Consider the following 12,734-nt stretch of genomic DNA (forward strand, 5'->3'; position numbering starts at 1 on the left):
CTTTTCCTGGAATTGCTCCAAGGGATCGGGACGGAAAGAGCGGTTAGCTGCCGGGCGTGCCGATCTCCTCGACATTCCAGAACTGATCGAGCCAGATGTTGAGTCGGAGGAAGCCGGCGGTGCTGACGGCGTAGACCCGTCTGGTGCCCTCCGCCTTGGCGTTGACCAAGCCGGCGTCGAGCAGGACTTTCAGGTGCTGGGAAACGGCCGGGCGCGAGACGGGCAACCCGGCTGCCAATTCGTTCACTGTCTTAGGACCGCGGCGGAGCTCTTCCAAGAGATAACGCCGGTTAGGATCGGCTATCGCCACGAAGGCGTCGGAAAACATCATGCCTTATTTGTGGGGCAAAGTTTTCCAAATCTCAACTATCGGTTTCAACCTTTCTGCGCGGATCGAGCCGTAAGGCTTCCGGCGTGACGGCACGGTCGGCCGGCTGCGTCTTGAAGGCGTCGCGGTTTTCGATCGGAACCGGCGCGCGGGCGCGGATGCGCAGCAGCGTGTAACCGGCAAGGCAGAGATGGGCGAGCGCGGTTGCAAGGAAGAGCGCTTCGGGGCGCAGCCAGCCCATCAAGGCGGCCGCAAGCAACGGTCCGATCATGGTGCCGAAGCCATAGAGCAGAAGCAGGCCGCCGGAAACCTTGACGAAATCCTCCGCCCGCGCGTGGTCGTTGGCGTGCGCGACGGCGATCGAATAGAGCGTGTAGGCGAAGGCGCCGTAGGCGGCGGTCATCACGATGACGAAGACACCCGAGTGCGGCGCGAAGAGGAAAATCAGCACCGCGACCAGCGCCGCGCCGAAGGCAGCGCCCGCCAGCACGAAGCGGCGGTCCGTCGTGTCGGAAAGCCGCCCCGCGGGCAGTTGCATGGCGGCACCGGCGATGACCACCAGGCTCATCATCAGCGCGATCTCGGCGGTGGAGATGCCGATGCGGGCGCCATAGACGGCGCCGAGCGTGCCCCAGGCGCCATTGGCGATGCCGATCAGAAGGCAGGCCACCGCCGAAACCGGCGAATTTGCATAAAGTCCTTTGACGTCTAGCTTGACGTCCTGCAGCGGCTTCGGATGCGACTGCGTCGACACCGCAGTCGGAATGAGCGACAGGCAGAACAGGATGCCGGTGATCATGAACAGCGAGGCCGATCTCACGTCGCCGCCAGCGACGATCATCTGGCCGCCCATGATCGAAGCGTAGGTCACCATCATATAGAGGCCGAAGACGGTGCCGCGGTTCTCGTTGGTGGCCTTCTCGTTCAGCCAGCTTTCGATGACCATGAAGGCGCCGGCCATGGTGAAGCCGGTGAAGGCGCGCAGCAGGATCCAGAAATATTCGTCGATGATGAGGCCGGTGAGCAGCGCGATGATCGCACCGGAGGCGGCGAAGGCGCCGAATGCCCTGACATGGCCGGCGCGGCGCACGAGGCGCGGCGCGAAGAAGCAGCCGGTGACGAAACCGCCGGCCCAGGCTGTGCCCATCAGGCCGAGCGAGGCGGTCGAGAACCCCTCGACCTGGCCGCGCAGCGGCAAAAGCAGGCCGTGCAGGCCGGACGCCGCCAGCAGGAATGCGGTGCCGCGCAGCAGCGAGAGGATCGGTCGGTAGGTTGCGAACATGGGCTGATCCGGCTGGAGATTTCAGAGCGCAGCTCTGGCAGTCGCTTTCAGGCTTTTCCGGGGCAGGCAGCCGCGCCGTCAGGCTTATCCGCGGCGAAACAGTGCCTCGGCGGCGGATTTGGTGGCGCCCTTGGCTGCCCGTTCGGCTTCCAATCTGGCGATCTCCTCGCGCAGCAGGGCAATGCGCGCGGACAACTCGTCGACGGATAGCAACGAGAGATCCTGGCCGATCTCGTGCGGGCGCGGCTTCTTCCTGGGTTCGTCGTCGAAGATCGCCATCGTCGCTTCTCCCTCGCTTGGCCATTTGCCTGATTTGGCAATCAGCATACATAGGGCAAGGGCGCCGATGCAAACGACCGGTTAGCAACCGGCACAAGGAGACGGGACACCATGGCAAGCGGACAGAAGATTCCGGCAAAGATGACGGCCGTCGCGATCTCGCAGCCCGGCGGTCCCAGGGTGCTGAAGCCGGAGACGCGTGACGTGCCCGCGCCCGGCCCCGGCGAGATCCTCATTCGCGTGCGCGCCGCCGGCGTCAACCGGCCGGACGTGCAGCAACGCAAGGGCGCCTATCCGCCGCCGCCGGGCGCCTCGGACCTGCCGGGTCTCGAGGCGGCGGGCGAAGTCGCGGCGCTCGGCGACGAAATATCGCGCTGGCGCATCGGCGACCGGGTCTGCGCGCTGACACCGGGCGGCGGCTATGCCGAATATGTCAAGGTCCATGCCGGCAGCGTGCTGCCGATCCCGGCCGGCTTCACCTATTCCGAGGCCGCCGCCGTGCCGGAGAATTATTTCACCGTCTGGCACAATGTGTTCGAGCGCGGCGGGTTGAAGAAAGGCGAGACGCTGCTCGTCCATGGCGGCTCGTCCGGTATCGGCACCACCGCTATACAGCTGGCCTCGGCGTTCGGCGCCTATGTCGTCACCACTGCCGGCAACAAGGAAAAGTGCGACGCCTGCCTGAGGCTCGGCGCCGACCGGGCGATCAACTACCGCGAGCAGGATTTCGTCGCGGAGGTCAAGGACGCAACCGGCGGCAAAGGCGCCGACGTTATCCTCGACATGGTGGGCGGCGACTATGTCGCGCGCAATTATGAGGCAGCCGCCATCGAGGGCCGCATCGTCCAGATCGCCGTGCAGGCCGGGGCCGTCGCCAGCGCCGACTTCGCAAAGCTCATGGTCAAGCGCCTTGTCCATACCGGCTCGACACTTCGGCCCCGCACCGTCGAGTTCAAGGCGAGCATCGCGACCGCTCTCGAGGCCCAGGTCTGGCCGCTGCTCGGCACCCGCAAGGTCGCTCCGGTCATGGACATGATCTTCCCGCTGACGGAAGCCTGGCGGGCGCATGAGCGGATGGAGGAGGGCGAGCATATCGGCAAGATCGTGCTCGACGTCGGCTAGGCCGGAGTCGATATTCAGTGAGGCCGGCCTGACCTGAATCTCGATCCATCCTGCATCGCTTGCGACAGGTTCAACAATGCTTAATGCTGCATTGCACAAAATGCATTGCCGCCATGCAAAAGCGTCCGTTCAATTCGTAGGCAAGGGTGCCTATTTACGCGGCATCGAAACAATTGATCCACGAATGGAGGACTGAAATGAACCCGATCCGCGCTTTCCGCAACTGGCGCCTGTACAACGAGACCGTGCGTGAGCTGAACCGCCTCAACGCCCGTCAGCTTAACGACCTCGGCATCAACCGCGCCGACATCGAGAAGATCGCCCGCCAGGCTCTTTGATTTCAAGCGCGACCCGGCCGCAAGGCTGGACCGCGGCCTCGAAGCCAGAGCCGTCGCAGACGCTTGCTCGTCTCCGGTTCCGAACCCGCTGGACCCTGTCCAGCGGGTTTTGTCTTTTGGAGCCTACAGCGCGTCGCGATCTTTCAGGTTCGCTCCCTGCGCTTTTAGGCTTCTGATTTTACGCTTGCCGTTCTCCCGAAACCGCTGCGCACCCTCGGGGTCAAGCCCGTGGGCATGCTTTTGGGCGAGATGCATTGGGCCGCTCCTCCCAAAAACATTGCGAAATCGTGAGGGAGCGTTTATACAGGCCGCGAATTTCCCATTTTGGTGGCTGTAAAACCACCGCCCGCGCGGGAACGCGGGCGAACGAGAAGGATTTTTGATATGGCCAATACGCTGCTGATGCCCAAGGCGACCGCCGTCTGGCTGGTCGACAACACCGCGCTCTCCTTCGAGCAGATCGCGCAGTTCTGCGGGCTGCATCCGCTGGAGGTCAAGGCGATCGCGGACGGCGAGTCGGCGCAGGGCATCAAGGGCATGGACCCGATCATGACCGGCCAGCTCACCCGCGACGAGATCGCGCGTGGCGAGAAGGACCCGAACCACCGGCTGAAACTGTCCGATCCCAAGGTGCGGGTGCCGGAATCGAAGCGCAAGGGTCCGCGCTACACGCCGCTGTCGAAGCGTCAAGATCGGCCGAACGCCATCCTGTGGCTGGTGCGCAACCATCCTGAGCTCAAGGACGCGCAGATCGCGCGGCTGGTCGGCACCACCAAGTCGACGATCGAGCAGATCCGCGAGCGCCGGCACTGGAACTCGGCCAACCTGCAGCCGATGGATCCGGTGACGCTGGGCCTCACCTCGCAGATCGATCTCGACATGGAAGTCAACCGCGCCTCGCGCGGTCGCGAGCAGGCACAGCCGGTCGCCGGCGACACGCTGCTGCCGGCGGCGCTGACCGAAAGGCTGACGCCCGCTCCGGAGAAGCCGAAGGACGAGGATCAGGAACTGGACGCCAGCGCCGTCTTCGCCAAGCTTTCGGCGTTGAAGTCGAAGGACAAGAAAGAAGACGACGGCGAGGAGTAAGCTTCTCGAAGTGCAACAAAAAAGCCCGCTTCGAGCGGGCTTTTTTGTTGGACAGTCGCTTGGGAAGGATCATTTCCGCGCCGCGCGGTCGGGCGCCATGCCGTAGTCCTCGCTGCGCTCCACGGCGCGATAGAAGTCGGCGAGCTGCTTGCCGCGCTCCGGCTTGTAGATACGGCCGGCAATCACCACCGAGGCGATGCGGTCGATGCGGAAGGCGCGAAAATCGTCGCGCATCTCGCACCAGGCGACCAGGGTCCACACCTTGCCCCAGAACCACAGGCCGAGGGGCCGGATGTCGCGCGCCGTGCCTCGACCGGCTTCGTCCGAATAGTCGATGGTCAGCACCTGGCGCTTCTCGATGGCGCGCTCGATCAAGTCGATCGCTTCGCGCGCGGCATCGCTCACCACCCACATCGGGGTGTGAATCTCGGTGCGGGCGATGCGGTCCTTCTCGGTGTCGGGCAGCACGGCGCCGATCTTGACCAGCGCCTCGTCGGCTGCCCTTGCCATCGCCGCGCCGCCGAAGGCGCGCACCATGCGGGCGCCGGCTACCAGCGCCACGATCTCGTCACGCGTGAACATCAGCGGCGGAAGGTCGAAGCCCTCTCTCATCATGTAGCCGACACCCGCCTCGCCGTCGATCGGCACGCCGGTCGACTGCAAGTCGGCTATGTCGCGATAGATGGTCCGTTCGGAAACCTCAAGCCACGTGCCGAGCTTCTGCGCGGTGACCAACCGGCCACCGCGCAAATGCTGGACGATCTGAAAAAGCCTGTCAGCGCGGCGCATCGTTTGACCCCTTGGTTTTCGGTTCTATGCATGCCGCGGTCCCAAAACCGGTACCCGCAGGTTCCAGGCCGCCTCAATAACGCAAACCTCCTGACAACATACTGTCAGGAGGTTGCGATGAAACCAACCGGGAACAGCGGCGTCCGTCCTGAAATCCAGCGTCTCAATCAACATTACAGCTAGGCGCCGCATAGCCGCTGTCCAAGTCGTGCGCCCAGAATTTTCAGTTCTTGCGCACGCGGCCATCGTAGAGGTCCGGCCAACCGATGTCCTTGCGGATATCCGCCGGCAAAGTGTTCAGGAAACGCTGGGTGCGGATCTCGTTCCGCACGGTGCGGATCTTGCCGACATAGTTCTGCATGCTGCGCAGGATGGTAAAACCGTTCATGACCAGGCTCCTCTTTTCGATGAGAAGAGTATCTCACACTCCTGCTGACAGCAGTCTGTCAGGAGGTTGGCAGGTTGCCGGAGCCGGCGCCGGAAAGATCGGCGCAGCGTTGAGCAACCGGCTGTTTGTCAGGAGAATGCGGCTGGCCGAAGCGCCAAGAACGGCTTTGACAGCCGCCGGCGATGCTGGTCAAAGGCGGCATGACCAAACTCCTCGCCCTTGTCATCATCGGCATCATGCTGATCCAGATCATCAAGCCGCTCGGCTGGCCGGGGCTGAAGCGCCGCAGCGATTTCTGGAAGCTGGCGCTGCTTGCCATGGCCGCGATCTCGCTGGCGGCCGCGCTTGGGCACTGGGCCTGAGGTCTGTCGATATTGGTCGCGGACGGCTTGCGAATGATGGCCTCCTTCGCTTGCGGTGAATGAAGCCCGTCATTCGCAACAGTCAGGTCGGTCCTTGCCCTTGGCCTGGTATTCGTCGTGCAGGCGCACCCAGTCCATCAGGCCGTGATAGGGTCCGTTCTCGTTGCGGCCCTTCGGCGTCATGTCGAGGTAGTGATAGGCGCCGATCAGAGGGTCGCCGCCGCGGGCGCGCGACATGAAGGTGAGGAAGATGTCGCCGTTTTCGTCGCGATAGAAGACGCTGGTGCCGGGCAGGTCCTTCGATCGCAGCGGGCGCTTCTCGAAATTGTAGACGGTGTCGCCGGCCGCGATCTGCCTGTCGGTGAAGGAGACCTGCATGTCGAAGTTGAAGTCCGATGCGTAGGACGAGACCCAGTCGAATTTCCAGCCCATGCGCTGCTTGTAGGGCAGAATCTCGGCCAACGGCGCCCGCGAGACGACGACGAGCGACACGTCGTGGTGTTTGAGATGCCTGTTGGCCCCGTCGATATGATCGGCGAGGAACGAGCAGCCCTCGCAGCGATGGGCGGAGCCGGGCGTCATCATGAAATGGTAGACGATCAGCTGGCTCCTGCCGGCGAACAGTTCGGCGAGGCGCTTCGGGCCCTGCTCGCTTTCGAAGACATAGTCCTTGCGGAGTTTGAGCCAGGGCAGTTGCCGCCGCTCGGCGGCGACGCAGTCACGAAACCGCGTCAGCTCCTTCTCGCGCTCGAGGTGCCTTCTGTGCGCCTCGAACCAGTCGTCTCGCGAAATCACGGCATTGCGATGCATGACTATCTCCTGTCCTCTCCTGCCAAGGACGTTCGACATCCGCGCGATCCGACATGGCCGGCGCTGTTTCGATGCATCAGGTAGGAATTCGGCCGGCAAAAAACAAAACCCGGCCTAAGCGCGTCGCGCCGGAATGGCCTCGGGCAACGCGCTTTAGGTTACTTGTCTTGATGCATGTCGTTCTCCCAAAACTGCTGCGTACCTTCGGGTCAAGCCCGTGGGCATGCTTTTGGGCGACATGCAATGGGCCGGGCTTCAGCGCTTCGGGGAGCCAGGTATCAGGCGGCTTTCTCCAACGCCGGCCGCCATTTCCCGAGCGCGGCCAGATGGTTCATATGGGCGCGATGGATGAAGGCGGCCTGGCCGGCGGCGACGTTCGATGCCTTGCCGCTCCAGGCCTTCTGCGCGGCCGCCTGCAGGGCACGGCCATAGGAGAAGGAAAGCTTCCACGGATGCGGGCCGATGACGTTGATGGCGTTGAGGTTGGCCGTCGCTTCCTCGTCGTCCTGGCCGCCGGAAAGGAAGGCAATGCCTGGCACCGCCACGGGCACGGTTTCGCGGAACAGCTTTATCGTCTTCTCGGCAACCTGCTCGGGACTGTCCTTCTGGCCCGACTTCTTGCCGGAGATGACCATATTCGGCTTGAGGATGGTGCCTTCCAGCACCACGCGCGCGGCATACAGCTCGCCGTAGAGCTTCAGCAAAGTCGCCTTGCTCACCTCGTAGCAGGTGTCGATCGAGTGGGCGCCGTCCATCAGCACTTCCGGTTCGACGATCGGCACGATGCCGGCCTCCTGGCAGAGCGCCGCATAGCGGGCAAGTGCGTGCGCGTTGGAGCCGATCGAGGTGGCTGAAGGCACTTCCTTGGCGATATCGATGTCGATCACCGCGCGCCATTTGGCGAAACGGGCGCCGAGCTTGTAGTACTCCGCCAGTCGCTCGCGCAGGCCGTCGAGACCCTCGGTGATGGTGTCGCCGGGAAAGCCGGCGAGAGGCTTGGCGCCCAAATCGACCTTGATGCCCGGGATGGCGCCGGAGGCCTTGATGATGTCGACCAGCGGCGTGCCGTCGGCGGCCTTCTGGCGGATGGTCTCGTCATAGAGGATGACGCCGGAGATGTACTTGGTCATCGCCTCCTTGGCGCGGAACATCATCTCGCGATAGTCGCGCCGGCTGTCGGCGGTCGATTCGACGCCGATGACGTCGAAACGCTTCTTGATGGTGCCGGAGCTCTCATCGGCGGCCAAAAGGCCCTTGCCATCGGCCACGATCGCGGCGGCAATGTCTTCGAGACGTTCGCTCATGGTGCTCTCCTTGACGGTTATGTTCCGCGCCTAGCAGAACACTACCGCCAAAGGAATGACGCCGGAAAGCTCGAATCGATTGAAAGTCTTTGAGACGCGGACGGCTCGCCGACTGTTGATCGTGTGATGGCTCCGGCCGGATTTCTGCAACGCCAAGTCCGTCTGGCGGCAGACGCTCAGCGCTTCAGCACCTCGACGCCGGGCAGCGGCTTGCCTTCCATCCACTCCAGAAAGGCGCCGCCGGCGGTCGAGACATAGGTGAAGTCATCGGCGACGCCGGCATGATTGAGCGCGGCCACCGTATCGCCGCCACCAGCGACCGAAACCAGCTTGCCTTCCTTGGTGCGGGCTGCCGCGTGCTTTGCAGCCGCGACCGTGGCGTGGTCGAAGGGCTCGATCTCGAAGGCGCCGAGCGGACCGTTCCACACTAGCGTCGCGGCGCGGTCGATCCAGTCGGTGACGGTCTTCACCGTCTTCTCGCCGACATCGAGGATCATGCCGTCTGCCGGCACGGCCTCGATAGCGACGGTTTCGCTCGCAGCACCGGCCTTGAACTCCCTCGCGACGACGCCGTCGGCGGGCAGGATGATGGCGCAGCCGGCTTCGGCCGCCTCGATCATGATCTGCTTGGCGGTGGAGGCCAAGTCATGCTCGCAGAGCGACTTGCCGACATCGGTGCCGCGCGCGGCAAGGAAGGTGTTGGCCATGCCGCCGCCGATGACCAGCGCATCGACCTTCTTCACCAGGTTCATCAGAAGATCGATCTTGGTCGAGACCTTGGCGCCGCCGACGATGGCCACCACCGGCCGCACCGGATCGCCGAGGCCCTTTTCCAGCGCATCGAGCTCGGCCTGCATGGCGCGGCCGGCATAGGCCGGCAGCCGGTGCGCCAGGCCCTCGGTCGACGCGTGCGCGCGGTGCGCGGCGGAAAAGGCGTCGTTGACATAGATGTCGCCATTGGCGGCGAGCTTTTCGGTAAAGGCCGGCTCGTTCTTCTCCTCGGCCTTGTAGAAGCGGGTGTTCTCCAGAAGCAGGATGTCGCCGTCCTTCATGGCGGCAACGGCGCTTGCCGCCTTGTCGCCGATGCAATCGGCGGCAAAGCCCACCGGACGGCCGAGCACGTCAGCGGTGGCGCGGGCGATAGGCTCCAGCGAGAATTCGGCCGACGGGCCGTCTTTCGGACGGCCGAAATGCGCGAGCAGGATGACCTTGGCGCCCTTGCCGGAAAGCTCGGAAATCGTCGGCGCGATGCGCTCGATGCGCGTGGCATCTGTCACCTCGCCGTCGGCAACAGGCACGTTGAGGTCGACGCGCACCAGGACGCGCTTGCCGCTGACGGCATCGATATCGTCGAGTGTCTTGAAGCCGGCCATGGTCGTTCCCTTTTAGCGAAAAAACGCGGCGACCTTACCCGGCACCGGGGACGATGCAAGGGCTGCGTTGAAGCACGCGCGCAAAAATGATGTCTTTGTGTGACGTCATCCTTCGGTCGCGGCTTTTTGCGCCGCGGGCTCGGACGCCGCCGTTTCGCCTGGTTCGCTTTCGGCGGCTTGCGTTTGAGCGGGCTTGCGCCAGTTACGGAAGAAGGCAACGACGCGGTCGGCGATCTCGCCGGCGCTCAGGAAAACCGGCACACGCGCCACCGGCGCGGTTGGCTCGAAGGACAGACCAAGGCCAGTGATGCGGCCCTTCTCGTCGACGTCGCGCACGATCAGCTCGATCGGGCCGATCATCACCCGGTCGGCATATTCGGCGTGGCCGCCGAGCCGCTCGGTGACCAGCGCTCCGACCGTGAGCTTCTGTTCGACCTCGGTGAGGCCTGGCGCGTAGGCGGCTTCCAGCTCTCCCGCCGGGCGGGCCGGATCGACGGCGAAGGCGCCGAAGAAATCGGCATCCTCGGGGTCGACCACGGCGCGGCTGGCGAACAGCTTGTCGAGCAGGCGCGGATAGCGGTCCGGCACGAAGATGTAGACCTGGTCGCCAGCGGTCAGTCTGCCCATGTCCTGGAAACGCATCGAGCGGCCGTCGCGCAGCACCAGCGAGGGCCTCGCCCAGCGCGGAATGCGCTCGCCGCGCGCCACCGGACTGCCCGGTGCCACGCGATAGGCGAGCAGCTCGTGATGCGCCGAGCCCGGCAACTCGAGCTCGACCTTGTCGAGCGGCCCGAGCCGCGCAGGGACGATGAGGCCCAGGCGGCGTGCCAGCGGGCCGACGGTCCAGCCTTGCACCACCAGCGACACGAGCACGATGATGAAGGCGACGTTGAAGATCAGCCGGCCGTTGGCGAGGCCGCCGAGCAGCGGCGTGATGGCAAGCAGGATCGAGACGGCGCCGCGCAGGCCGACCCAGGAGACGAAGGCCACCTCGGGACGCGGCAGGCGGAACGGGATCAGGCAGAGCCAGACGGCTAAAGGCCGGGCCACGAAGATCAGGAACAGGCCGAGCATGACCGCCGGCGCCAGGATCGCCGGAAATTGCGAAGGCGTGGCAAACAGGCCGAGGATCAGGAACATGATGATTTGCGCCAGCCACGACATGCCGTCCTGGAAGCGCTTGAGGATGGTGACTGCGCGGATGTCTGAATTGCCGGCGACGAGGCCTGCGAGATAGACGGCCAGGAAACCCGAGCCGCCGACGGCGCCGGCGGCCGCGAACACCATCAGCGAAAGCGTCAGCACGAAGATCGGCAGCAGGCCGTGGTCGAGGTTCAGCCGCTCGACAAGGCGAACGATGCCAAGGCCGCCGAGCACGCCGATGACGGCGCCAAGTCCCATATTGATGAGGAAGCCGATCGCCAAATTGGTGGCGAGAACGTTCGCCTCCGGGTTGGCATGCGCGGCGATGATCCCGACCAAAGTGATGGTCAGGAAAATGGCGATCGGGTCGTTGGTGCCGGATTCGACCTCGAGCGTCGAACGAACGCGCTCGCGCAGATGGATCTCGCCGGCACGCAGCAGGAAGAACACCGCCGCCGCGTCGGTCGAGGCGACGGCGGCGCCGAGCAGCGAGGATTCAAGCCAGCTGAGGTTCAGCAGATAAAAGGCGGCGACGCTGAAAATGCCCGTGGTCAGAATGACGCCGACGGTGGCTAGCGACAGCGCCGGTCCGGCTGCCTGGCGCAAGGCGTTGAGCGGCGTGCCGAAACCGGAATCGAACAGAATGATCGCCAGCGCAAGTGAGCCGGCAAAATAAGCCAGCCGCGCATTGTCGAATTCGATGCCGAGGCCATCGACACCGGTGACGAGGCCGATGCAAAGGAAAAGGAGCAGCAGAGGTGCGCCGAAGCGGAAGGCGATCAGGCTCGAAAAGGCGGCGGCGACAACAAGCGCTGTGCCGACCAGCGTCACGAGATAGATCGCATGCTCCATCCGCCGTTGCCCCTCAAATCCGCGTCCCTCCCGCTTTACGGCAGAGTGGGGCGAAGACATGACCAGTGCAAGGCGGCAGCGTGGTTTTTTGCCCCATGCCGCTGATGTCGAACGAAAAACGCCCGGCCGAAGCCGGGCGTTTCACACGATCAAAGGAAGCCTGCGATCAGGCGATGGTCTTGCCGAAGGCGACGGCGGTGTCGCCCATGCGGTTGGAAAAGCCCCATTCGTTGTCGTACCAGGACAGCACCGAGACGAAGTTGCCGTCCATGACCTTGGTCTGGTCGAGCGCCGCGATCGAGGAGTGCGGATCATGGTTGAAGTCGATCGAGACATTCGGGTGATGGGTGACCGAAAGGATGCCTTTCAGCTTGCCCTTGGAGGCGGCGATGAGCGCCTCGTTGATCTCCTGCGGGGTGGTCGAGCGCTTGGCGATGAACTTGAAGTCGACGACCGAGACGTTCGGGGTCGGCACGCGGATCGAAATGCCGTCGAGCTTGCCCTTGAGGTCGGGCAGCACCAGGCCGATCGCCTTGGCGGCACCCGTCGAGGTCGGAATCTGCGACAGCGCCGCCGCGCGGGCGCGATAGAGGTCCTTGTGCATGGTGTCCAGCGTCGGCTGGTCGCCGGTATAGGAGTGGATCGTCGTCATCATGCCCTTCTCGATGCCGACGGTCTCGTGCAGCACGGCGGCCAGCGGCGCCAAGCAGTTGGTGGTGCAGGACGCGTTCGAGATGACGACGTGGTCCTTGGTCAGCTTGTCATGGTTGATGCCGTAGACAACCGTGAGATCGGCGCCGTCGGACGGGGCCGAGACGATGACGCGCTTGGCGCCGGCGGCCAGATGCGCGGCCGCCTTGTCGCGGGCAGTGAAGATGCCGGTGCATTCGAGCGCGATGTCGATGCCGAGCTCCTTCCAGGGCAGCTGGGTCGGATCCTTGATGGCGGTGACCTTGAACTTCTCCTTGCCGACGGAGATCTGGTCGCCGTCGACCGTCACTTCATGCGGGAAGCGGCCATGCACGCTGTCATAGCGGAGCAGATGCGCGTTGGTCTCGACCGGGCCGAGGTCGTTGACGGCGACCACGTCGATGTCCTTGCGGCCGGACTCGTGGATCGCGCGCAGGACGTTGCGGCCGATGCGGCCAAATCCGTTGATGGCAACTCTGACGGTCATTTTTCTCTCCCTAGGGCTGGAAGGCAGATGGAGTCCGCAGCTTCATAACGGCGGGCGGGCAAAGAATCCAGCCACAGAAGTTCAGGTTTAAATCGATTAGG

At 64.2% G+C, this 12,734-nt stretch carries 15 protein-coding genes; 4 read left to right on the forward strand and 11 right to left on the reverse strand.

What is annotated here, in order from left to right; genetic code table 11:
* Positions 1 to 43: 43 nt before the first annotated feature.
* The 3 genes from P9236_RS20495 to P9236_RS20505 form a co-directional block, all read right to left on the reverse strand.
* A complete protein-coding gene (locus P9236_RS20495) occupies positions 44 to 331 on the reverse strand; it encodes a metalloregulator ArsR/SmtB family transcription factor (protein ID WP_278076308.1) in 288 nt (95 codons plus the stop codon).
* A gap of 31 nt (positions 332 to 362) precedes the next feature.
* Positions 363 to 1,610 carry an MFS transporter gene (locus P9236_RS20500; RefSeq protein WP_278076309.1) on the reverse strand — a complete coding sequence of 416 codons (1,248 nt, stop codon included), beginning with the start codon at positions 1,608 to 1,610 and terminating at the stop codon, positions 363 to 365.
* Between the two features lie 84 nt (positions 1,611 to 1,694).
* The gene (locus P9236_RS20505) at positions 1,695 to 1,889 is read right to left on the reverse strand and encodes a DUF1192 domain-containing protein (protein ID WP_278076310.1); all 195 of its coding nucleotides are present in this window, start codon (positions 1,887 to 1,889) and stop codon (positions 1,695 to 1,697) included.
* 111 nt (positions 1,890 to 2,000) lie between these two features.
* On the opposite strand from P9236_RS20505, the gene P9236_RS20510 reads away from it, so the two are divergent.
* Both P9236_RS20510 and P9236_RS20515 read left to right on the forward strand, forming a co-directional pair.
* Positions 2,001 to 3,011, forward strand: coding sequence for an NAD(P)H-quinone oxidoreductase (locus tag P9236_RS20510; protein WP_278076311.1), 1,011 nt, complete (start codon positions 2,001 to 2,003; stop codon positions 3,009 to 3,011).
* 197 nt (positions 3,012 to 3,208) lie between these two features.
* A complete protein-coding gene (locus P9236_RS20515; protein WP_082044546.1) occupies positions 3,209 to 3,349 on the forward strand; it encodes a DUF1127 domain-containing protein in 141 nt (46 codons plus the stop codon).
* A gap of 123 nt (positions 3,350 to 3,472) precedes the next feature.
* Here the strand turns inward: P9236_RS20515 and P9236_RS20520 are convergent, their stop codons facing one another.
* On the reverse strand, positions 3,473 to 3,604 hold the full coding sequence (locus P9236_RS20520; RefSeq protein ID WP_278076312.1) for a hypothetical protein: 132 nt from the start codon (positions 3,602 to 3,604) through the stop codon (positions 3,473 to 3,475).
* A gap of 129 nt (positions 3,605 to 3,733) precedes the next feature.
* Between P9236_RS20520 and P9236_RS20525 the strand changes: the two genes are divergently transcribed.
* On the forward strand, positions 3,734 to 4,435 hold the full coding sequence (locus P9236_RS20525) for a DUF1013 domain-containing protein (RefSeq protein ID WP_278076313.1): 702 nt from the start codon (positions 3,734 to 3,736) through the stop codon (positions 4,433 to 4,435).
* 69 nt (positions 4,436 to 4,504) lie between these two features.
* Here the strand turns inward: P9236_RS20525 and P9236_RS20530 are convergent, their stop codons facing one another.
* Positions 4,505 to 5,224, reverse strand: coding sequence for a YafY family protein (locus P9236_RS20530; RefSeq protein ID WP_278076314.1), 720 nt, complete (start codon positions 5,222 to 5,224; stop codon positions 4,505 to 4,507).
* Between the two features lie 223 nt (positions 5,225 to 5,447).
* Positions 5,448 to 5,612: a hypothetical protein gene (locus tag P9236_RS20535; protein ID WP_278076315.1), complete on the reverse strand. Its 165-nt coding sequence runs from the start codon at positions 5,610 to 5,612 to the stop codon at positions 5,448 to 5,450.
* 200 nt (positions 5,613 to 5,812) lie between these two features.
* Here P9236_RS20535 and P9236_RS20540 point away from each other — a divergent pair, with 200 nt between their 5' ends.
* Positions 5,813 to 5,974, forward strand: coding sequence for a hypothetical protein (locus tag P9236_RS20540; RefSeq protein ID WP_278076316.1), 162 nt, complete (start codon positions 5,813 to 5,815; stop codon positions 5,972 to 5,974).
* Positions 5,975 to 6,043: 69 nt separating this feature from the next.
* Here the strand turns inward: P9236_RS20540 and P9236_RS20545 are convergent, their stop codons facing one another.
* The 5 genes from P9236_RS20545 to gap form a co-directional block, all read right to left on the reverse strand.
* Positions 6,044 to 6,784: a thioredoxin family protein gene (locus P9236_RS20545; protein ID WP_278076317.1), complete on the reverse strand. Its 741-nt coding sequence runs from the start codon at positions 6,782 to 6,784 to the stop codon at positions 6,044 to 6,046.
* 278 nt (positions 6,785 to 7,062) lie between these two features.
* Positions 7,063 to 8,088: a class I fructose-bisphosphate aldolase gene (locus P9236_RS20550; RefSeq protein WP_278076318.1), complete on the reverse strand. Its 1,026-nt coding sequence runs from the start codon at positions 8,086 to 8,088 to the stop codon at positions 7,063 to 7,065.
* 176 nt (positions 8,089 to 8,264) lie between these two features.
* Entirely contained in the window at positions 8,265 to 9,461 is a 1,197-nt protein-coding gene (locus P9236_RS20555) for a phosphoglycerate kinase (RefSeq protein ID WP_278076320.1), read from the reverse strand.
* Positions 9,462 to 9,566: 105 nt separating this feature from the next.
* Positions 9,567 to 11,456 (reverse strand): potassium/proton antiporter, encoded by a 1,890-nt coding sequence (locus tag P9236_RS20560; RefSeq protein WP_278076322.1) that lies wholly within the window; start codon positions 11,454 to 11,456, stop codon positions 9,567 to 9,569.
* A 166-nt stretch (positions 11,457 to 11,622) separates the two neighbouring features.
* Positions 11,623 to 12,633 (reverse strand): type I glyceraldehyde-3-phosphate dehydrogenase, encoded by a 1,011-nt coding sequence (gene gap, locus P9236_RS20565; RefSeq protein WP_278076323.1) that lies wholly within the window; start codon positions 12,631 to 12,633, stop codon positions 11,623 to 11,625.
* Between the last annotated feature and the right edge of the window lie 101 nt (positions 12,634 to 12,734).

This window comes from Mesorhizobium sp. WSM4884 (assembly GCF_029625675.1).
Lineage (GTDB): Bacteria > Pseudomonadota > Alphaproteobacteria > Rhizobiales > Rhizobiaceae > Mesorhizobium.